The sequence below is a fragment of the Massilia paldalensis genome, from assembly GCF_044901715.1.
Taxonomy (GTDB): Bacteria; Pseudomonadota; Gammaproteobacteria; order Burkholderiales; family Burkholderiaceae_D; genus Telluria; species Telluria paldalensis.
Genome location: NZ_JBJCIU010000002.1, coordinates 623,392 through 645,184, shown reverse-complemented (window position 1 = coordinate 645,184; position 21,793 = coordinate 623,392). Strand labels below are relative to the sequence as shown.

The 21,793-nt window shown below is 65.5% G+C and carries 17 protein-coding genes and 1 tRNA gene; all 18 read right to left on the bottom strand.

Features of this window, described 5'->3' with window-relative positions; genetic code table 11:
- Positions 1–56: 56 nt before the first annotated feature.
- Positions 57–2,288: a heparinase II/III domain-containing protein gene (locus tag ACI1V7_RS12595; protein ID WP_404532095.1), complete on the bottom strand. Its 2,232-nt coding sequence runs from the start codon at positions 2,286–2,288 to the stop codon at positions 57–59.
- Positions 2,289–2,770: 482 nt separating this feature from the next.
- Entirely contained in the window at positions 2,771–3,526 is a 756-nt protein-coding gene (locus ACI1V7_RS12590) for a glycosyltransferase family 2 protein (RefSeq protein WP_404532094.1), read from the bottom strand.
- 4 nt (positions 3,527–3,530) lie between these two features.
- Positions 3,531–4,742, bottom strand: coding sequence for a glycosyltransferase family 4 protein (locus ACI1V7_RS12585; RefSeq protein ID WP_404532093.1), 1,212 nt, complete (start codon positions 4,740–4,742; stop codon positions 3,531–3,533).
- The gene (locus tag ACI1V7_RS12580) at positions 4,739–6,256 is read right to left on the bottom strand and encodes an oligosaccharide flippase family protein (RefSeq protein ID WP_404532092.1); all 1,518 of its coding nucleotides are present in this window, start codon (positions 6,254–6,256) and stop codon (positions 4,739–4,741) included. The genes ACI1V7_RS12585 and ACI1V7_RS12580 overlap by 4 nt, the downstream gene beginning before the upstream one ends.
- A 10-nt stretch (positions 6,257–6,266) precedes the next feature.
- Positions 6,267–7,742 (bottom strand): O-antigen ligase family protein, encoded by a 1,476-nt coding sequence (locus ACI1V7_RS12575; RefSeq protein WP_404532091.1) that lies wholly within the window; start codon positions 7,740–7,742, stop codon positions 6,267–6,269.
- Positions 7,743–7,774: 32 nt separating this feature from the next.
- Positions 7,775–8,539, bottom strand: a complete 765-nt coding sequence (gene epsI, locus ACI1V7_RS12570; protein WP_404532090.1) for an exosortase-associated protein EpsI, B-type — start codon at positions 8,537–8,539, stop codon at positions 7,775–7,777.
- Positions 8,536–9,489 carry an exosortase B gene (gene xrtB, locus ACI1V7_RS12565; RefSeq protein ID WP_404532089.1) on the bottom strand — a complete coding sequence of 318 codons (954 nt, stop codon included), beginning with the start codon at positions 9,487–9,489 and terminating at the stop codon, positions 8,536–8,538. Before xrtB ends, epsI begins: the two co-directional genes overlap by 4 nt.
- A gap of 1 nt (position 9,490) precedes the next feature.
- Positions 9,491–10,357: a chain length determinant protein tyrosine kinase EpsG gene (gene epsG / locus ACI1V7_RS12560; RefSeq protein WP_404532088.1), complete on the bottom strand. Its 867-nt coding sequence runs from the start codon at positions 10,355–10,357 to the stop codon at positions 9,491–9,493.
- A gap of 15 nt (positions 10,358–10,372) precedes the next feature.
- Positions 10,373–11,782 carry a chain length determinant protein EpsF gene (gene epsF / locus ACI1V7_RS12555; RefSeq protein WP_404532087.1) on the bottom strand — a complete coding sequence of 470 codons (1,410 nt, stop codon included), beginning with the start codon at positions 11,780–11,782 and terminating at the stop codon, positions 10,373–10,375.
- A gap of 123 nt (positions 11,783–11,905) precedes the next feature.
- On the bottom strand, positions 11,906–12,694 hold the full coding sequence (gene epsE, locus ACI1V7_RS12550; protein ID WP_404532086.1) for a polysaccharide export protein EpsE: 789 nt from the start codon (positions 12,692–12,694) through the stop codon (positions 11,906–11,908).
- Positions 12,695–12,728: 34 nt separating this feature from the next.
- Positions 12,729–13,772, bottom strand: a complete 1,044-nt coding sequence (locus tag ACI1V7_RS12545) for an EpsD family peptidyl-prolyl cis-trans isomerase (RefSeq protein WP_404532085.1) — start codon at positions 13,770–13,772, stop codon at positions 12,729–12,731.
- Positions 13,773–13,962: 190 nt separating this feature from the next.
- Entirely contained in the window at positions 13,963–14,943 is a 981-nt protein-coding gene (fcl, locus tag ACI1V7_RS12540) for a GDP-L-fucose synthase (protein ID WP_404532084.1), read from the bottom strand.
- A gap of 3 nt (positions 14,944–14,946) precedes the next feature.
- Positions 14,947–16,062, bottom strand: a complete 1,116-nt coding sequence (gene gmd, locus ACI1V7_RS12535) for a GDP-mannose 4,6-dehydratase (protein WP_404532083.1) — start codon at positions 16,060–16,062, stop codon at positions 14,947–14,949.
- A gap of 164 nt (positions 16,063–16,226) precedes the next feature.
- Positions 16,227–17,606, bottom strand: a complete 1,380-nt coding sequence (locus ACI1V7_RS12530) for an undecaprenyl-phosphate glucose phosphotransferase (protein ID WP_404532082.1) — start codon at positions 17,604–17,606, stop codon at positions 16,227–16,229.
- A gap of 9 nt (positions 17,607–17,615) precedes the next feature.
- Complete coding sequence (gene epsL, locus ACI1V7_RS12525; RefSeq protein WP_404532081.1) at positions 17,616–18,812, bottom strand: XrtB/PEP-CTERM-associated polysaccharide biosynthesis outer membrane protein EpsL; 1,197 nt, start codon at positions 18,810–18,812, stop codon at positions 17,616–17,618.
- A gap of 33 nt (positions 18,813–18,845) precedes the next feature.
- On the bottom strand, positions 18,846–19,595 hold the full coding sequence (locus tag ACI1V7_RS12520; protein ID WP_404532080.1) for a CAAX prenyl protease-related protein: 750 nt from the start codon (positions 19,593–19,595) through the stop codon (positions 18,846–18,848).
- 45 nt (positions 19,596–19,640) lie between these two features.
- A complete protein-coding gene (locus ACI1V7_RS12515; RefSeq protein WP_404532079.1) occupies positions 19,641–21,572 on the bottom strand; it encodes an ATP-binding cassette domain-containing protein in 1,932 nt (643 codons plus the stop codon).
- 146 nt (positions 21,573–21,718) lie between these two features.
- A tRNA-Arg gene (locus tag ACI1V7_RS12510) sits at positions 21,719–21,793 on the bottom strand.

Genomic DNA, 21,793 nt, shown 5'->3' with positions numbered 1-21,793 from the left:
TGCGCCGAGTGTAGCACGGCGCGCCGGATGGCCTGGGGACGATAGCTCGTCAGGAATTACGGCAGCGTGACAGTCTGGCTGCCGACGGTGACGGTGCGGGTCGAGCCCGACGTGGCCACCTTGACGGCCGGCTTCTTGCAGCCGACGTCGACCAGCACGAGGAACTCGCCGACCGACTTGCCGTCGTTCTTCAGGTAGAACGCGCCGTGGTCTTCGGTGACGCCCGACTTCGGCGACGGACCGCTCCACTTGGCGAACGGCGCGTTGCCGTTCAGGTCGCGCAGGCAGACCGACTGGCCGCCGGCGGCGATCTTGACCGCCGCGCTGCTCTCGACCGTGATGGCGGCCGGCGCGTGCATGTTCCACTCGTAGGTGTGCGGCACGGTCGCCTGGACCTTGTCGCGCACCACCATCGCGTTCTCGTTGTGCAGGTACCAGATCTGGCGCTTGGCCATCGTCAGCTGGCCGCCGTAGGCCGGGGTCGCGTCGCCTTCCGCGTAGTCGTAGCTGGCCTGGGCCGAGAAGCCCGTGATGCGGCCGGTACGCTGCAGCTGCTCGCGGTAGCCGTCGACCATCTGGCCCTTGCCGCCATCGAACGTGATCGCGTTCTGCGACTTGGTCTGGTGGTACCAGTCGGTCCACAGGGGCGAGCCGTACCAGTCGTACCAGCCGGCCTTGACCAGCAGCGGCTGGCCGGCGACCGACAGCAGCAGGCCGTTCTGGTCGCCGTGGCTGTGGTTGAACGAGCCGTACGGGCTGGACTTGAAGTAGAACGAGGTACGGTTCTGGTCGCCGATATTGCTGTGCATCGCGACCCAGCCCGTGCTCGGGTAGTAGGCCGAGCTCGACGGCGGAATCTTCAGCGACGTGGCGGCCACCGGCATCGGGTACGGCGCCTGCAGTACCGACATGGAATCTTCCAGGCCGCCCAGGTTGGCCACGTACCAGGCCGCGCGCGGCGACACCATGCGGTTGGCGAAGGCGCGGAACACGCGCTGGTCCGGCTTGGTCTCGGAACCGTCGCCGAAGGCGTGGATCTTCGAGCCCGGCGGGATGAACTGGGTGGCGAAGTCGAGGAAGCCCAGCGTCCACGGCTTGGAGTACAGGTTCAGGCCGGTCGCCTGGACCATCGGATCCCACAGCGCGACCATGTAGCCGGCCGCGTATTCGGCGTAGGCGGTGCCGTTGGCGTAGCCGCCTTCGGCGCCCGACCACGGCGACGGGGTGTTGACGTAGGCGCGGAACGAGAAGTCGAACCACTTCTGCGCATCGGGCACGTCGCCCAGCGCCAGCGTCGAGATCAGCGCCATGAAGATCATGCTGGTGTTGCCGTGCGAATCGAACGGATACTGGTCCAGGCGGCCGTTGTCGCCGGCCAGGTTGCCGTAGATATCGTTGCCGCGCACGCCCACCATGTTCAGCCACTTGGTCTTGCGGGTGGCGTCGATGCCGCCGGCCAGCAGGTCCACGCCCTTGATCAGCGCCAGCGCGATCTGGCGCGTCGCCTGGTCCTGGTTGGCGTAGCTGGTCGGGCCTTTCGGATTCAGCGAAGCCAGCTGGTCGCCGCGCTTGAGCGCTTCGGTCAGGTACAGCTGCTCGCCCTTCAGGCGCCACATCAGGGCGGCCGCTTCGAGCTGGCGCGAGGCTTCGTTGATGCGGTTGCGCACGTCGGTCTGCTGCGAGGCCATCGAGGCGGTCAGCGGCGAGGCGATGGCGATCGGCCAGCGCGCGTCGTTCAGGTCCGGCAATGCCGTGATCTGCAGCTTGACTTCGTTCGCCAGGCGGCTCAGGTAGGGTTCGAGGTCGCCCTTCTTGGCCGTGTTCCAGGTCGAATACGCGGTGAACGACGACGGCAGCGAACGGGGACGCGCCTTGGACGTGATGCGCGAACGCAGCGTGGCGTTGTCGGGCACCTCGAAGGTGACCGACTTGCTCGTGATCGAGAACGAGCGCGCGCTCGACCAGTCGCTCGAGCCGGACGGGCGCACGCGCCAGGTGTAGTTGCCCAGCGCCAGGGCCTTGGTCGGCAGGTACCAGTTGCGGTCCACCGTGGCCTTCACGGGCGAGCCGCCGGACTTGGTGATCTCGATTTCATACGTGGCCGGGCCGGACGGATAGCGCGCCCAGAAGAAGCCGGGCGGATTCTGCGCCTGCACCGCGCCGTTGGCGGGGTTCGGCTGGACGACGAGCGGATCGGTCGACTGCGCCCAGTCGGCGCGCGCATTGAACGAGCAAAGCAGCGCGGACAAGGCAGCCGTGACGACGAGCGCCTTCCGAGGAAATATCATGTTGATGCTCCGAGAAAATGGACAGAACTTGCTGGGATGGTCCGGCGGCGTAGCGTCCGAACGCGGTAACTATCGAGAGCCCCTCCCGGTAACCGGAAAGCACTCTTCATCTCGGATTCATAGTACCGCAAAAAAATTGACGTGCGGAAAAAATCCCTTAGGAATCAACGATTTTTAACACGGATCGCACAAAACCAACATATGTAAGGACAGCTTGTCAAGAGCAGCCTTTACAGGCAAATAAGGGGCGTTTTTTAACTGGAAAGACATTCTTGAAAGTGTCTGGACGAACCGGCAAACATGGCAAATCGGCCATCGCGATGGCCTTGCCGGCAAACTTGTCCGATAGGCACCCTGCCGTGCGCGCACGCTGCCCGCTTCCGCTGACCCACTTCCGGTGCCCCGCTTCCGGCGAACCGACTCCGGCGGCCGGATGGCGACGGCCGGAGATGCCGCGGCCTGCCCGCGCAAGGTGGACGCCCTCAGTGCGCCGCCTCCGCACGCAGCGAGCGCATCCGCTTCATATAGCGCAGGCAATACACGCCGAACGCCAGCGGCGCCTGCGCCATGTAGCGCTTGCGCACCTCGAACTCTTCCTGGCGCGCCTTGATCTTGTTGGCGGAGGACACGCTGCCCGCATGGTCGCGGAAGATCGTCAGCGGGCGGTCGACCGTGGCCGGGCGCGCCACGCGGCCCAGGCGCAGCCACAGGTCGATGTCCATCGCGTACTTCAGCTTCTCGTCGAACATGCCGACGCGGCCGAAGGCGCTGCGGCGGATGAACACGGCCGGATGCGGCACCGAGGCGCGGCCGGCGGCAAACGAGCTGTAGGAAAACGGCAGCATCGGGTAAGGCGGGATCAGTTCGCCGTCCTTGAGCACCTGCACGGTGCCGTAGACCCAGTCGACGCGTTCGCTGGCGAAGCGTTCGGCCACCGTGGCCAGCACGTCGTCGCTGGCGTAGTAGTCATCCGAATGCAAGTGCGCCACGTACTCGCCGGTGGCGGCCTCGATGCCCTGGTTCATGGCGCGGCTGATGCCGCCGCCGACGTCGCGCAGCACGCGCTTCCTGCCCGGGTAGGCGGCGATCATGTCGAGGGTGGCGTCGGTCGAGCCGCCGTCGACGAAGATGTGTTCGACGTCCTGGCAGGTCTGGCGCTGGACCGAGGCGAGCGTGTCGGCCAGCGTCGCGGCGCTGTTCCAGGTGCAGGTGACGATCGAGAATGCAGGTTTGCTCATGGTGTCATTCTTTATAGAAGTCCAATATCCGGGGGATCGCATTGAATACGTCCATGGGGAAGGAATCGGGAAGCGGCACCGTCACTGGTGCCCGTCCCAGCTGCTCGACCATGCGCTCCACCAGGCGCGGCATGGTCTCGGCCAGCTGCAGCTGGCCGTCGTAATACTGGTAGGCCGCCAGTTCCGGCGTGCCCCCGCGCGCCAATGCCAGGCACTGCTTGCCCAGCGCCAGCGCTTCCAGGATCGTGGTGCCGCAGGGCTCTTCCCACACCGACGGGATCACCAGCAGGTGGCTGCGCGCCGACATGCGGATCACCTCGTCGTAGGGCTTCCAGCCCAGGAAGCGCACCTGCGGCCCCGCATGGCGCGCTTCCAGCGTCTGGCGCAGCGGACCGTCGCCGATGATCGACACGCGCGCATGCGGCGGCAGCCAGCCCTGGATCTGGGCCAGGAATTCGCCGAAGCCCTTGCCCGAGTCGATGCGGCCCACCAGCAGGATCTCGCCCGGCGTCACCTCGGCCGCCGCCGCCGCGCGTTCGCGCAGGAAGGGGTAGCGGATGAAGTTGTGGATCACCCGCGCGCGCGACAGGTCCGCGTCCGGCACGGCGCGCAGGAAGGCGCGGCGCAGGAAGTCGGACACGAAGATTGTCTTGTGGCGCGAGAAGGCGTCCGCCGTCTCCGAGCGGTAGCGCCGCACCGCCATGCCCGACACCGAACGGCGCAGCGCATTCGGCGCCGGATGGATGCAGGATGCGCAATCGCGCGCGTCGAGGACCGTGCACACGTGGTCCTGCTTGAAGCGCAGGTGGATCACGCATTCGCTGCCCTGGTCGTGGCGGGTCTGCACGAAGTTCACGTTGGCCGGCACGTAGCGTCCCGTCATCGGCAGGTGACCGTGGTAGTGCACGACGTCGTAGCGGGACGCCTCGCGCATCAGGGCACGCGCGATGGTGCGCGCGAACCAGGGCCGCTTGACGGGATTGAAGATGCCCAGTTGCGACTCCTTCCAGCCGGGGCGGGAGAAATCGAAGCCGGGCAGCAGCCGGCCCTTGAAGCCGATCTCGGCCGCACTACCTGCGTGGAAGCGGTCGCTGCGTCCCATGATGTCGACTTCATGTCCCTGTTCCAGCAAGGCGTTCGACAGGGTCACCACATGCTTGCCCAGGCCGCCGATCTGCGTGCCCGGCAAGTCTTCCGAAACCATCAGGATTTTCAAACCGTTTTCCTTACCGATAACAAACCTTTCACCCGCGTCCAGGCCATATCCTTGTCGCTCTTTTCGATCACGAACAGGCTGCCGTAGCCCAGCAGCAGGCCGCCCGTCAGCAGCACCAGCAGGGCCAGGTCGAGCGGCCCGCCGTCGAACAGGCGGTTGGCCGCATGCGCCAGCACGGCCACCACGACGACGCCCAGGGCGCTCGGCACGTAGGCCTTGCGCACGAGGTCGGCGAGGCGCGTGGGCACCGTGCGGCCGTGCACGGCGACGAGGAAGGCGGCGGTGAGCAGCACCGATGCGATCAGGTGGCCCCAGGCGGCGCCGTCGATGCCCCACCCCGCCACGCCGAGCCAGACCACGAGCAGGCCGAACGCGGCGCGGCCCAGCGCGAACAGGCCGGAAAAGCGCGGGTGGCCCATGCCGTCGTTCACGAGCGACGGCAGGCTCGTCAGCGAGTCGATGAATTGCGACAGCGCCATCACGGCGAGCACCACCTGGCCGGCGCGCGCGAATTGCGGATCCATCCAGTAGTACAGGATCTGGTACGAGAATACCGCCACCAGCACCAGCACCGAGGCGTTGATGAACACGACGTAGCGGCTGGCCTTCAGGTACAGGCGGTTCAGGCGCTCGATCTCGCCGCGCGCGGCCAGCGCGCTGGCGGCCGGGAAGAACACGCCGGACAGGCGGTAGGTGAGGCTCAGGATGCGGTTCGCGAGCGTGGACGCCACCGTGAAATAGGCCAGGCCCGTCACGCCGACCAGCGCGCCGATGATCAGCTTGTCGGCATAGGCATACGACAGCGTGGCGAAGCGGCTCAGGAAGGAATAGGCGGAGAAGCCCAGCAGTTCGCGCCTGAGGGTGGCGCCGGGGCGCTTCCACGCCAGGCCCGGCAGCAGGCGGCGGATCCAGAAGGACAGCACGCAGCAGTGGATCGTGCTGGTGATGACGCGCAGCAGGATCACCTCGAACAGGCCGTAGCCCAGCATCAGCACGCCCACCGTCAGCAGCGGCACCACGGTGCCGAAGAACATCTCGATGCGGCTGGCGATGTCGTAGCGCATCAGCGACTGCGGGATGCTCTGCAGGTAGCTCTGCAATTGCCCGATGAAGAAGCCCAGCGCCGCCAGTTTCAGGGTGGCGACGGCTTCCGGCTCCAGCTTTGCCGGCACGGAGAACACGCTGGTCACGAGGAAGTGGGCGCCGAAGAACAGGCCGAACGCCCCGAGCAGGCCCAGCATCGCGTACACGGAGATGCCGAAGCAGATGGTTTCGTTGATGCGGTCGCGGTTCTGGTGGGCGTTCGATTCGGCGATGAACTTGACGGAACCCGCGGTGACGTTGATGTCGATGACGGCGAAATAGCCGACGATCGCGGTCACCAGCGAGTACACGCCGTAGCTGGCGTCGCCCAGGCCCTTGACGACGAGCGGCACGGTGCCCAGCGCGACCAGCGCGGGAATCGCGGCACCCAGCAGGTTGGAGACGGCGTTGCGAACGAGACTGAGATTCATGCGTTGGTGTTCATGCGGTGATCGGGTGACGGGATGGTGCCGGCGGCATGCCGTAGCGGCGTGCCGCCTTGGCGGGTTCGGCCGCTTTCGCTTCGCGGCACACGGCCATCGCGACATACGGCAAGGCCAGGCAGATGGCCAGCATCTGCGTCGTGCGCACTTGCGGGAACGGCGTGCCGACCAGCAGGTCGGGCAGCATGAACGCGAGTCCGGCGGCACCCGCCGTCGCCAGCCCCAGCAGCTCGGGCGGGAGCGTGCGCAGCGCGCGCCGGGTGAAGACGGTGAAGGCCCAGATGGTGCCGGCCAGCAGGATCAGGCCGGGAATGCCGGTCTTCAAGGCGATGTGCAGCACGCCGCTGTGCAGGAACAGGCCGCCGTCCTGGCCGGACTGCCAGGAAATCTGCTGGTAGCCGGAATAGCGGCCCCAGCTCCCGATGCCCGTCAGCGGATGCGAGAAGAAGTCGCCCAGCGCGAATTTCAGTTCGAGCACGCGCTCGCTCTCGGCGCCGAAGCGCTTCGATTCCATGTCGTAGAACAGGCTCGACAGGCCGCCGCCCGCGCCCTTGGTCTGGCCCAGGCGCTTGACGGCCGCGTACAGCAGGCCGGCGCCCACCACGGGCAGGCCCAGCACCATCAGGTGGATGCGGCGCTGCAGCGGGAAGCGCATCATGATGATCAGGAAGGCCAGCAGGAAGCCGATCCAGGCGCTGCGGCGGTAGGACAGCACGATGCAGGCGACCGTCGTGCACAGCGTGGCCCAGTCGACCATGGTCCAGAACTGCGAGCGCTTGTTCTTGACGACCTGGAACAGGTTGACGGCGGCGATGGCGAACGCGACCGTGCACAACAGGCTGTCGTTGATGTCGAAGAAGGTCAGCTTGATCTTGATCGCGTTCATGTTCGCGTAGACGTTGTTCGGGTCGCCGCCCAGGAAGGCCCAGCGCGCCAGGCCGAACGAGGCGCGCAGGAAGCCGGCCAGCAGGATGAAGCGCGAGAATTCGATCACGTGCTCGCGGGTGCGGAAGGACAGCAGCATCAGCGACACCAGCGGCGCCATCCACACGATGTTGGAGAAGCCGGACGGCGCCACGGCGGCGGCCAGCGTCACGTTGCTGAACAGGGCGATCGCGACGTGGCCGCCGAGCAGCAGGAACCAGGCCAGGAACCAGGGCCGCAGGTTGCACTGGGGCGCCTTGAAGCCCTGGAAGCCGGCCGAGACGCGCGCGCACAGCCAGGCGCCGAACATGCACCAGAACAGCAGCGGGAACAGCAGCATGCCGGAGCCGCGGCTGTAGATGCCGGGACCCGTCGCGGCCAGCGCGCCGTAGCTGGTCGAGTTCTTGAAGAAGAAGACCGCCAGGTAGCCGTAGACCAGGAAGCGGGGCCAGACCAAGCCCACGCCCACCCCGCAGATCGACGCCACCGCGAGGGCGAGGACGGCGATGAAGGGCAGCGAAGTATAGATGTACAGGAGCAAGGTCTGCATGCGGAATCCGTTCTACGAAAAGCGTCGGGGCGTCAACCCCGGTTGGTGGCGAGGCCGACCAGGCGCGCGCGGTCGTGCGGCGACAGCGCGTCGAGCATCTGGTTCACGAAGCGGTCCTGCACCCCGTAGGCGTGGCCCGCGTCGGCCTCGATGGTCGACACCCGCACCAGCATGCCGTCGGGGATCTTGCCCGTCAGCCCGTACACGAAGCGCTGGTATTTCTGGCCCAGACCCGACGACACCGCCTTGTCGCCCACCGTCACCCAGTAGGTGATCGGCTCGTTGCGCGCGTTCTGGCGCGCCACCAGGCGCTTGATCGGCACGGGGCCGTAGTGCGTGGCCAGCTCGCCCTTCTTCTCGTCGACCATGTCGAAGCCCTGGGCCACGTAGCACACCTCGGGCAGGTGCAGCTGCAGCTGCTTGCTCTGGTCGCCGCCGTAGGCGATCGACAGCATCACGCGCTGGCCCGCGTCGTTGACGTAGGTGCGCGCCAGCGTCTGGTCGTACAGCGCCTCGATCAGTTCCTGCTGGGTGGCGTCCGGCGTCAGCGGCACGATGCTCGTGTCGAGGCGCCAGTTGCCGAAGCGTTGCGGGATCATCTGTTCCAGGTTGAACTTGTCCTGGACGGCCGCGACCTTGTTCTTCGGCGTCGCCAGCGCCGTGAGCGCGCCCGTTCCCGCCATGGCGGCGCCGAGCACGATGCTGGCGACCAGCTTGCGGCGTACCGTCCCGTTCGCGTTCCCGCCCGGGGTTCCGCCCATGGTTCCGTCGGTGGTTCCATCCATGTGCGCGCTCATGTCGCCTCCTTCGTACGCAGGGGGGCCGCCTGGCCGCTGCCGGGGCCGCCATGGCCGCTGCCGTCGTCGCCGTGGCGGCGCCGCACATACCATTGCAGCGCCGAGTCGACCGACAGGATCAGCACGAGGGCCGTGACGAACAGCACCATGCCGGCGAAGCCGTGCAGGAAGCCCTGCCCCGCCGCGTCGCCGTAGTAATAGGTGATCAGGGTCAGCACGATCACGCGGATCACGTTGGCCGAGAACGAGATCGGCACGATGAACAGCGCCAGCGCGATGTTGCGGAATGCCGAGGGGTGGCGCATCAGGTTCAGGTAGAACAGGCCCAGCGCTTCCAGCGTCAGCAGCGTCTGCAGGCCGGCGCAGGCGTCGGCCACCAGCAGCTGGTACTGGCCGATCTGCAGGATCACGCCGGAGCGGCTGATCGGGTAGCCGAGGAACCACAGGATGTGCTCGGTGGCCCAGGACACGGCCATCTTCATCGGCATCGTCACGGCGGCCACGAATTCGCTGGGCAGCGGGACCATGAACAGCATGAAGAAGAACGGGAACCACAGCACGCGCAGCGCCTTGCCACCACGCTTGATCAGCAGGACGGCGGCCATCACGAGGATGATGGAGGCGATTTCCATCATGAGGATCTTCTGCGAGCGTCCCAGCAGGTAGGCCAGCAGGCCCAGCACGAGGACGGGCCAGCCGGTCCAGCTCGCGCGTGGCGGCGTGGTGGCGGCCATCATCTCGGGCCACTTGCGGTAGATCAGCCACAAGGCCAGGCCGAAGATGATCGGGCCATGGCCCTGCTCCTCGCCGATCCACGGCCCCGTGAACAGGTAATAAAACGTCGGCACGAACATGACTGCCAGGCCGAGCAGCACCGGCCACCATTCGGGCAGCGCGGCGCGAACTGCGTCAGCGGCTGGCGGAAGGCTGGAGCGGGCTGGGGTTCCCATGTCAGAACTCCATCACCACCGAACCAAGCACTTCGCAGCCGGCGTCGGCCAGCTGTTCGGCCGCGCGGCCGATGTGCGAGATGCGGGTGTAGTTCTTGCGCGTCACGAGCAGCACGCCGCCGGCGCGGCTGGCCACGGCGATCGAATCGACGCCGGCCTGGAACGGCGGCACGTCGTACAGCACGACGTCGTAGCGCGATTCGAGCTGGACGTTGAGGTTGCGGAAGCCTTCGCGTGCCAGCAATTCCTGCGGGTTCGGCGGCAAGGTGCCGGCCGGCATGATCGACAGGTCGACGAAGGCGGGCACGCGCGCGATCACGTCGAGGTCGGCGCGGCCGGCCAGCAGGTCCGACAGGCCCTGGCGCGGCTTGATCGCGAACGCATCCTGCTGGCGCGGGGCGCGCAGGTTGGCATCCACCAGCAGCGTCTGCTCGCCCAGTTGCGAGAACACGATCGCCAGGTTGGCCGCGAACAGCGCGGCGCCGTCTTCCGGATCGACGCCGACGATGGCCAGCGCGCGGCGGCCGCGGGCGAACCAGCGCAGCATCAGCTGGCTGCGGATGGCGCGCAGCGCCTCCACCTGGGGCGAGAACGGCTCGTAGGCGGCGATCAGCTTGGGCGACAGGCCGGCCTGCCCCTTCTGCAGGTAGGGATAGGAAAACTGGCGCGCCAGCACCTGCTGGATATCGTCTTCGCTGACCAGGCCGAGGCGCACGGCCGCCTCGCCGAAGCGGATACCCGTTTCCTTCTGCATGCGCAGCACGCGCTCGGCATCTTCCGGATTCAGCTTGCCCGAATCGAGCAGCAGCGCGCCCATGCTCGATTCGGCGGTACGCTCGGGAATTGCATTGAGGATCGGTGAATTCATGGTAAATCCATTCGGTTAGTTCAGACGGAGCAGGCGACGCGGCGCCATCAGGGCGCGGATGCCGCCGGCCTTGGCGCGCGGCGATTTCCACTCGATGGTGCCGAGCACCGGAATGCCCAGCATGTCCTTGACGTCGCTCGCGGAGCGCACCGGGCGGTTCAGCAGTTCCAGCAGCAGTGCCAGGCCCAGGCCCAGGATGGTGCCGGCCAGGAAGCCGACCAGGGTGTTGAGCAGCACGCGCGGGCCGGACGGCTCGGTCGGTGCGACGGCCGGGTTCAGCAGCGAGATGTCGGACTGTTCGGACTGCGCCTCGATGCGGGTCTGCGAGAAGCGCTGCGAGGCGGCGTCGAAGGCGCGCTGGGCGCTGTCGAGGTCCTTCAGCAGCACGCCCAGTTCATCGCGGGCGCGGTTCAGTTCCAGCACCTTGGCCTTCTGCTCGTCGACGGCCTTGCGCAGGTCGGCCTCGCGCTGGCGGTACACCTGGGCGTTGGCGCCCACGCTGCGCGTCACGGTGCCGGTGGCGGCGTTGAATTCGGCGCGCACCTTGTCCAGTTCGGCCTTGGCGGCCTGGTATTGCGGGTGGTTGCGGCCGAAGCGCTGCGCCGTATCGGCGAACTTGCCCTCGGCCACGGCCAGGTTGGCGCGCATGGTCTGGATCAGGGCGTTGTTGGCCACGTCCGGCGAGGCCAGCGCGGAACCGCTGGCGCCGGCCTGGCGCGAATTCGCTTCCATCGTGGCGCTCTGGGCGGCCACCAGCTGGCTCGACAGTTCGTTCAGGCGCGACAGTTCGACGTCCACCCGGTTGTTGTCCAGGCTGACGATGCCCTTTTCCTGCTGGTACTTCGACAGGCGGGCCTGCGCTGCCTCGACGTTGTCGCGCAGCTGCTTGGTCTGTTCGTTGAAGTAGCTCGACGCCTTCTTGGCCGGCTCCGTCTTGAGCTGGACCGAGATCTTCTGGTACTCGTCGGCGAAGGCATTCGCGACGGCGGCGGCGAACGCCGGGTCGGCGCCCTTGAAGCTGATCTCGACGACGGACGATTCGCGCGACGGCACGATCTCGAGCTTCTTCAGCAGCAGGTCGGCCAGCCAGTCGCGCACGGAACCCTTGCCGCCACCTTCGGCGAACTGCTGCTGCACGGCCGGGCTGTTCGCCAGGCGCAGCGCATCGACGACGCGCAGCGCCACGTTCTTGCTGCTGATGATGTCGATCTGGGTCGCCATATAGCCCGGCAGCAGCTGGCCCGGCATGGTCAGGCCCGTCAACGGATCCACGCCCTTGTAGTTCAACAGAACGGAAGCCGTCGCCTTGTAGGTCTTGTTTTGCACCAGGCTGAAGCCGAGCGCCAGCACGACCGTCACGAAGAGGGTCGCCAGGATGATCTTCTTCCGTGCGAGCAAGATCAGCAGGAATTGTTGGACGTTCATGATGAACCTTTTAAGCGTGGATCAGAAATCAGGAAACCAGGTACTTCAGGAAACCGCAAACGAGCGAGATGAAACTGGATACAGCACAAACGAGCGGGCCCCGGTATCGAGGCCCGCCATCTTTCAGAACCAGGACTCTTTGACGATGACCACGTCGTCCGGCTGCAGGACGTCATCGGTCTTCACATCGATGGTCTTGGCGACGCCGCTGGCATCCTTGCGGGTCACCTTCAGGCCGCGCTGGGTGCCGCGCAGGCTCAGGCCGCCACCGGCCGAGATCGCCTGCTGCACGGTCATGGCGCGTTCGATGCGGAACGGACCCGGACGCTGCACTTCGCCCGTGATGTAGGCACGCGGTGCGCGCTCGACGAAGATGATGTCGCCGCCGGCGACCTCATAGTCACGGTTCAGTTCGCCCTTGCGCACCATGTCGACGACGTCGATGGTTTCACGGGTGGTCTGGCCGTCGCGGGTGCGCACCAGGGTGACCATGTCGCCGCCTTCGTTGCCGATGCCGCCGGCCAGGGCCAGCAGGTCGAGCACCTTGCGCTTGCCGTCCACCGGATAGCGGCCCGGACGGTTCACCTGGCCCAGCACCGACACCTGCTGGCTGGCCAGCGTGGTGATCAGGAGGTTGACCTGGGCCTTCTTGAGGTAGCCGCCCTTCTCGAGCAGGCCGCCGATCTTCTTCTCGGCCTGCTGGGTGGTCAGGCCGCCGACCTGCACTTCGCCCAGCAGCGGGAAGGTCAGCGTGCCGCCTTCCGACACGCGGGTCTCGACCGCCAGGTCCGGGCTGCCGTAGACGGAAGCCTTGACCACGTCGCCCGGGCCGAGCAGGATCTCGGCCGCGCCGGCCAGCCCCGCTGCCAGCATGAGGGTCGCAGCGATCATCCAGTGTACGAGTCGTTTCATGGGTTCTCCTTCTTGTTCGTCAGGTCGTGGGATATCACTTCAGGCCGGCGACGCCGCGGTCGAGTGCGGCCTTGTCGGTATTGCCGTCGGCCGGGGCGGCCGCCGGAGCGGCGGCGGGTGCCGCAGGAGCGGCGTCGTCCGCTGCCGCCGCTGCCGCGGGCGCGCCATCGGCACCGGCCACGGCGCTGGTCGGCGTACCCGGCGGCGTGCCCGGGGCGGCCTTCGGATCCGGCATCATCGACTTGTTCAGGTATTCGATCTTGGCGTCGGCGCGCAGGCGCTGCAGTTCACCCGATGCCTGTTCCTGGTTTTTCTTCTTGACGAGGAACTGCTCGATCTGGGCCTGGGCCACCTGCAGCGAGACCGGCGCATCCTTGACTTCGGCCACCGAGATGAACATCGCGCGCTGGCCTTCCTTGACGACGAACAGCTGGCCTTTCGGCATGCCCAGCAGCTTGGACGACAGTTGCGGCGGCACGTCGGCCGTCGAGCGCGTCACCTGGGTGCGGCCGTAGCGGATCTTGTGCGCATCCAGCCAGACGGCCACTTCCTCGAGCGACTTGGCGCTGTCGGCGGCGGCGCGCAGCTCCGGCGTCAGGTCATTCGCAGCGACGACGAGTTCGTTCATGCTGAACTGCTTGCGGTTGGAAAAGAATTCGGGGTGGGCGTTGTAATAGGTTTCCACTTCCGCCGGCGTCGGCTTGGCCGGGGTGCCGATGCGCTTTTGCAGGTAGGCCTGGGCGATGATCAGCGAACGGGCGCGGTCGATCGCCTGCATCACCTTCGGATCGCGATCCAGGTTTTCCTTCGCGGCCGCTTCCTGCAGCAGTTGGCGGTCGATCAGGACTTGCAGCAATTGCTTGCTGGCGGCATCCTGCTGGGCCGGCTGAACGCCGGCGCGCTGCAATTCTTCATTGAGCTGCAGCACGGTGACTTCCTCGCCGTTCACGCTCGCCAATGCCTGGCCGGGCTTTTTCTCCTTGGCTTTTTCGCCGCACGCACTCAAGGTTGCCGCAACCAGGATCAGTGCGGCGCACAGCACGCGTTTCGGGGTAGTGGGAGAGGAAATCGTCATCATGGCAGCCTGTCGTTGTTGTTCAAGATAGTTTCCTTGGGTTGATGGAAGGCGGCGCTCTCACCTGGCAAGAGGCCGCCACGGAACTCTTTTTATATCGCTCCCCATTCTGGGAGTCGCACGGCTGAGTATCTGTTCGTCAATTAACACTCTTCCATGCAACTCATCCATGGACGGGGTGCACGCGGACCGGTCATGCGGCGACCCGGTTCTCCTCCGCGGCCATCAGTTCGACGAAGGCGTCGTAGGCCATCTGCAGGCCATCGCGCAGCGGCGTCTTCGCCTGCCAGCCCAGGTCCTTGAGCTTGGAGACGTCGAGCAGCTTGCGCGGAGTGCCGTCCGGCTTGCTGGTATCGAAGCCGATGCGGCCGCGATAGCCCACCACCTCGCCCACCAGGCGCGCCAGGTCGGCGATGGTCACGTCTTCGCCCGTGCCGACGTTGATGTGCGAATGCATCGGATCCGTGTATTTGGCATAGGTGGCGTGGTCCAGGTTCATCACGTGCACGCAGGCCTCGGCCATGTCGTCGACGAACAGGAACTCGCGCATCGGCTTGCCGCTGCCCCAGATCACGACTTCCGGCGCATTGGTCAGCTTGGCTTCGTGGAAGCGCCGCAGCAGCGCCGGGATCACGTGGCTGTTTTCCGGGTGGTAGTTGTCGCCCGGGCCGTACAGATTGGTCGGCATCACGCTGCGGTAGTCGGTGCCGTACTGGCGGTTGTAGCTCTCGCACAGCTTGATGCCGGCGATCTTGGCCATCGCATACGGTTCGTTGGTCGGCTCCAGCATGCCGCTCATCAGGTACTCTTCCTTGATCGGCTGCTGGGCCATGCGCGGGTAGATGCAGGACGAGCCGAGGAACAACAGGCGCTGCACGCCGTTGGCACGCGCTTCGTGCACAACATTGGCCTGCACCATCATGTTGTCGTAGATAAAGTCCGCTGGATAGGTATTGTTGGCATGGATGCCGCCCACCTTGGCCGCGGCCAGGTAGACCTGGTCGATGCGCTCGTTGCGGAAGAATTCGCGGACCTGGGCCTGGTCCGTCAGTTCGAGTTCCGCATGGCTGCGCGTAATGATGTTGGTATGGCCCTGCGCGCGCAGGGTGCGCACGATGGCCGAGCCGACCAGGCCGTTATGGCCGGCGACGTAGATGCGAGGTTGCGTATTCAACGTTCACTCCAGTGAAATTGCGACGTTGTAACCATGCGAGGCCAGCAGCTTGTGGCGGCGCGCCGTGTCGAGATCGGACGCCACCATTTCCTGGACCATCGCTTCGAAGCTGGTACGGGGTTCCCAGCCGAGGCGCTCGCGCGCCTTGCCGGGGTCGCCGAGCAGCGTTTCGACTTCCGTCGGACGGAAGTATTGGGGGTCGACCGCGACGATCGGTTGACCCACCACCACCCCAGGCGCCTTGTCTCCGGTAACGGAGGCTATGACGCCCCGCTCGTTGACGCCTTCGCCCTGCCAGGCGATCTCGATGCCCAGTTCGCGCGCGGCAAGCTCGACGAACTGGCGTACCGAATACTGGCGTCCGGTCGCGATGACGAAGTCCTCGGGGGTATCCTGCTGCAGCATCAGCCATTGCATCTCGACGTAGTCGCGGGCATGCCCCCAGTCGCGCAAGGCATCCATATTGCCGAGGAACAGCTGCTGCTCCAGGCCCTGGGCGATGTTCGCGAGGCCGCGCGTGATCTTGCGCGTCACGAAGGTTTCGCCCCGGCGCGGCGACTCATGGTTGAACAGGATGCCGTTGCAGGCATACATCCCATAAGCCTCGCGGTAATTCACGGTGATCCAGTACGCGTACAGCTTGGCCACGGCGTACGGGCTGCGCGGATAGAACGGCGTCGTCTCGCGCTGCGGCACTTCCTGCACCAGGCCGTACAGCTCCGAGGTCGACGCCTGGTAGAAGCGCGTGGTCTTTTCCAGCCCGAGGAAGCGGATCGCCTCCAGCAGGCGCAGCGTGCCGATTCCGTCGACGTCGGCCGTGTATTCGGGCGACTCGAAGGACACGGCCACGTGGCTCATGGCCCCGAGGTTGTAGACCTCGTCGGGCTTGATCTCGCACATGATGCGGTTCAGGTTCGACGTGTCCGACAAATCGCCGTAGTGCAGGAAGAAATGCGGATTGTCGACGTGGGGATCCTGGTAGATGTGGTCGATGCGCCCCGTGTTGAACATGGAGGCGCGCCGCTTGATGCCATGGACTTCATAGCCTTTCTCCAGCAGCAGCTCGGCCAGATAGGAACCATCCTGGCCCGTCACCCCGGTGATCAATGCTTTTTTCATGTGCCTTGCTTTCCAGGGAAAAGACCTTATCTAGTCCAAACCCTTAAAAAATTGCAATCTCATCAATTATTCTACGCAGCCCATCGGATGCCGCAAGCGGCGCTTCGATTGAACGCGCACCTTTAAGTCAGCCCTAAGTACAGTTATTTCCTGTCAGAATGCTTCTAAAAAGCATTTTCTCGGGTGAGTACGACTTTGACCGTCTTGACGACGATCCACAGATCGAGCCACAGCGACCAGTTGCGCAGGTAATCCAGGTCGTACTGGATGCGCGCCTCCATCTTGTCGAGCGTGGCCGTTTCGCCACGCAGGCCGTTGACCTGGGCCCAGCCGGTGATACCCGGTTTGACCTTGTGGCGCAGCATGTATCCCTTGATCAGCTTGCGATACTGCTCGTTATGCGCGACCGCGTGGGGACGCGGCCCGACGATGCTCATGCGGCCCTGCAAGACGTTGATAAACTGGGGCAATTCATCGAGCGACGTGCGGCGCAGGAAGCCGCCGATCTTCGTGACCCGCTGGTCGTTCCTGCTGGCCTGGGTGACGGTGCCGCCGTTTTCCATCACCGTCATCGAACGGAACTTGTAGACGATGATCTCCTCGCCGTACAGGCCGTAGCGGCGCTGGCGGAAGATCACGGGGCCGGGCGAACTCATCTTGACGGCCAGGGCAATCACGAGCAGGAGCGGCGCCAGCAGCACGAGGATGAAGCTCGACAGCACGATGTCGGACGCGCGCTTGATCATGCTGTTGATGCCCATGAACGGCGTCTCGCAGATCGCGATGACGGGCATGCCGCCGACGTTGTCGAAGCGCGCCTGCATGAGGTCGAAGATGTACACGTCCGGCAAGAAATAAACCGAGGCCGTCGTGTCCTGCAGCTCGTCGATCAGCTTGCGGATGCGCGGCTGGGCCGAGATCGGCTGGCTGATGAAGATCATCTTGATGCCGTGCTCGCGCACGTACTGCACCAGCTCGCTCGTCTTGCCCAGCATCGGGTGCTGCATGTCCGGCGGGCGGCGCTCCTCGCCGCGGTCGTCGAAGAAGCCGCGCACCTGCATGAACAGGTTCGGATGACGGTCGCAGATGCCGGCGAACTTCAGGCCCACGTCGTTGGCGCCCACCACCAGCACGGAGCGCACTTCCTTGTCGTGGCCGGGCCGCTTGGCGATGCGCGCCGCGATGTGGCTGGTGAGCAGGATCACGGGCGTGGCGATGAACCAGACCAGGACCACGCGCTCGTCGAAATAATATTTCAGGCCGCTGGACGAGCCCAGGAACCAGAGCACGGCGATCGTCACGCCCCAGCCGAACACGACGTCGCGCGCATACGCCCACATGCGTCCGCTGCGCCAGGTGCGGTACGGGTCGACGTGCTGGTACACGGCCGACGAGATGAAGAAGGCCAGGATCATCAGGACCAGCAGGTAGCCCGAGAACGGCTCGTGGAACAGCAGGGCCGACAGGTACAGCGTCCCCATCACGATCAGGGGATCGAGCACGCGCTGGAAGAATGAAATCAGTGGTATGTCATTGACGGTCATAGCTTGCGATCAGAACTGCGCATTGGCCGACAGCGTCATGCTGTTCGACTTGAAACTGCCTGTGCCCAGGACCGGCGAGCCGCTGCGCTGCTGGTGCGCGACGCCGGCCGATACCTGGATGGTCGGCCGCGGCGTCCAGGTGGCGCGCAGGCTGGCCGTGCGGATCGAGTCGCGCAGGTCGTCGGAACCGGCGAACTCGTTGCGCGCGTTGTAGTTGCGGCGCTCGTAGATGGCGTCCGCATTGACCTTGATCTTGGCCGTCGCGTCGTACTGGGCGCCCACGCTGGCGCCCTTGTTCAGCGTGTAGCTGACCAGCGTGCTTTCGAGCGGGGCGAAGTCGCGCCACACGGACGCGTTGTAGGTCATCTTGCCGCGCGGCTGGTAGGTCGCCTTGACCTTGCCGGCCACGCCCTTGGTCTTGTCCTTGCTGAAGGAAGGCTGGTCGCGCTGCGTGTAACCGACGAGGGCATCGAAGCCGGTCGAGCCGGTCGCCTGCCACTTCACGCGGACCTTGAGTTCGTCCTGGTCGAAGTTATTGCTCAGGAAGGCGCCGTTGATCAGGCGCGCGTACGGGTACTTGCCCTTGACCTTGCGCGCCACCAGGCCGACGGTGTTGTTGCTGCGCGCCAGGTAGTCCAGCTCCAGCTCGGTCGCGTCCTCGGTGCGGTTGTTGAAGCGCTGGCTGAGCAGCTCGTAGTCGTACTTGTCGCGCTGGAAGCCCGTGCGCACGCGCCAATAGGAGTGGAAGCGCCAGGCGCCTTCGGCGTACTGGCTGCGGCTGGTGCGCAGGTTGCGCTCGTCGCTCTGGAAGTCGGTGTACGGCGCCAGCACCTGCTGGTAGGTCGCGCCGACCTTGCCTTCGAGGTGGTTGCCCAGCTGCCAGAACCAGTTCGCCTGCATGTCCTTGCCGTCGTAGTTCAGCTGCTGGAAGTGGTCGAAGTCGGTCTTGGACAACTTGGCGATGATGGAGATGCGCTGGCGGCTATAAGTCTTATCGAAGATCAAGCCACCCTCGCGCGTCCACCAGGAATCCGATAGCTGGCCATCGTAGCCGGGCTGGCCCTCGGGCACGCGCAACAAGTTGTCGTCATGACCGTAGGCAACGCCACCGTAGACGTGCAGCGCATCGCTCGGACCGGCACCGGCCGGGATGGCGAACATTGCACAGATCAGTGGAACGAGGGGACGCACGCGGGGTTTGAACATATTGTTTATCTTCTTAATGAAACGCCGGACGGCTTACCAGAAGGACCAGCTGCCGGTCCGCACCACCCACAGCCCGAGCAGGCCGTTGGTCACGGCATGGGCGAGGATGGGCGACCAAAGATTGCAGTAGCGCATGTACAGCAGGCTGTACGCAACGCCCGCAACGATGCCGGCCAGCCAGAGGTTGTGCTCGAAGCCGAACAGCACGACAGTGATGACGAAACTCTTGAGGCCGGCACGGGACGGCGCGACGGCCTGGAAATCGGGGGCGGCGATCCAGCGCATCAGGAAGGAGCGCCAGAACAATTCTTCCATCACGGGCACGACGAGGGCCGCGCCTGCGATGCGGATGGTGACGAGCAGCCAGTCGATGCTGCCGTCCGTGCGCGGATCGTAGCCGGCCGGGGAACCGACCACCATCCAGCCACTGGACAGCTGGATCCACAGCACCAGCACGACGACGCCGACGGCGATCGCGGCGAGGATGGCGGCGGGGGTCAGGCGGAAGGGGGAAGAGGAAAAACGCAGTCCCTCGCGCAGTTCCTCGTAATTGCGCCAGAACAGCGCCAGCAGGCCGCCCACGACGGCGATCTTGGCCGGGTAAAGCCACACGAGCGCGTCCTGCGACATGCCGATGCGTTCGAGCACGTCGCCGATGACGATGAAGGCCAGGTAGGCCGCGAAGGGCAGGATGCGGATCCAGGCCGCGCGGTTGAACATGGGAGCGTCGGCGGGCAAGGCAGCCGCGCTGGGCACGGCGTAACGATCGTCATGCTCGGTCATGTTCCTCCATCGGCGGGCACCTGGCCCGCATCCCTAGTTCATAGGCTACTCGCCCCTGGTGCGCGCTTCAAGCCGCTCCCAGCGCTCCAGGGCGTCGAGCAACAGATCCTCGATCTCCGCGAAGCGCGCGTTGATTCGGCGCGCGTCGGCGGGATGCGTTTTGTAGAAGTCCGGCGAATTCAGCTGGAGCGTGATCGCCGACTGCTCGTCTTCAAGGCTGGCGATGAGCTGTGGCAACTCCTCCAGCTCGCGCTGCTCCTTGTAGCTCAACTTTACCTTTTTGCTAACCACGTTCTGTGCGCTGGATGACATATCCCCGCTTTTTGTTGAGCTGTTCTTCGCGGCGGGCGCCGGCGCCGGCGCTGGCGCGCTGGCCGGCGTGGCCGATTTCACGCGTTCCCAATCGCTGTAGCCGCCGACATACTCGCGCCACTGGCCCTGCCCTTCCGACACGATGACCTGGGTAACGACGTTGTCCAGGAAGGTACGGTCGTGGCTGACGAGAAACACCGTGCCCGCGTAATCCGTGAGCAGCTCTTCCAGCAATTCGAGCGTGTCGATGTCGAGGTCGTTGGTCGGTTCGTCCAGCACCAGGCAGTTGGCCGGCTTGGCGAACAGGCGCGCCAGCAGCAGGCGGTTGCGCTCGCCACCGGACAGCGATTTCACGGGCGAACGGGCGCGCTCGGGCGCGAACAGGAAGTCGCCCAGGTAGCTCATCACGTGCTTGCGCTGGCCGTTGACCTCGACCCAGTCGCTGCCTGGCGAAATGGTGTCGGCCAGCGTCGCTTCCTCGTTCAGCTGGGCGCGCATCTGGTCGAAGTAGGCGACGTTCAACTTGGTGCCGAGCTTGACGGTGCCGCTGTCCGCCGTTTCCTCGCCCAGGATGATTTTCAGCAAGGTCGTCTTGCCGGCGCCGTTCGGCCCGATCAGGCCGACCTTGTCGCCACGCAGCACCGTGCCCGTGAAGTCGCTGACGATCACCTTGTCGCCGTAGCGCTTGGAGACGTTGTCCAGCTCCGCCACGATCTTGCCGGAACGCTCGCCGGTGCCGATGTCGAGCTTGACCTGGCCCTGCTGCTCGCGGCGCGCGGCACGCACGAGGCGTAGCGCTTCCAGGCGGCGTACACGGCCTTCGTCGCGGGTACGGCGGGCCTGCACGCCCTTGCGGATCCACACTTCTTCCTGGGCCAGCACCTTGTCGAACTTGGCGTTCTCGACTTCCTCGTTGGCCAGCAGCTCGGCCTTGCGTTCCTGGTACTTGCTGAAGTTGCCGGGGAAGGACAGCAGCTTGCCGCGGTCCAGTTCGACGATGCGGGTCGCCACGTTGTCGAGGAAGCGGCGGTCGTGGGTAATGAACAGCACGGAGCCGCGGAATTCGCGCAGCAAGCCTTCCAGCCACTGGATCGACGTGAAGTCGAGGTGGTTGGTCGGTTCGTCGAGCAGCAGCACGTCCGGCCCGGACACGAGGGCGACTGCGAGCGCCACGCGCTTCTGCATGCCGCCGGACAGGGTGCCCATTGCCGCCTCGCCCGCGAGGCCCAGGCGGCCCAGCGTCGTCTCGACCTTGTTGCCGAGGTTCCAGGCATCGGTGGCGTCGAGCTTGACCTGCAGCTCGTGCATTCGCTCCATCAGCGCATCGTCATTGCCCTGTCCAAACTGGCCCGTCAGCGACTCGTACTCGGCCAGCATCGCCTTCTGCTCGCCCATGCCGGCGGCAACGGCGTCGAACACGCTCATGGCGGGATCGAACACGGGCTCCTGCTCGACGTAGGCGATCTTGAGGCCCTGCTGCATGACGAGCAGGCCGTCGTCCAGCCTGGAGCGGCCGGAAATGATTTTCAGCAGCGAGGACTTGCCGGTACCGTTACGGCCGATGAGACCGACGCGTTCGCCCGTTTCCAGCGAAAAGTCCGCATGGTCGAGCAGCGCGACGTGGCCGAATGCCAGTTGCGCGGAAGAGAGGGAGATGACTGCCATGTTCTGTAAGCGAAGCCGCGGCGCGCGAGGGCGGCGGACGAAAGGGTCGAAGAAGCGAGCATTGTACCGACTGGGACGGCGTTCGACCCAGAGATCGCGGTAAAGCGCGGATGGAAATGCGTGCGGAATGCGGGAACGGGGGGAAGTGGTGTCGCCAGCAGGAATCGAACCTGCATCTAAGTCTTAGGAGGACCTTGTACTATCCATTGTACTATGGCGAC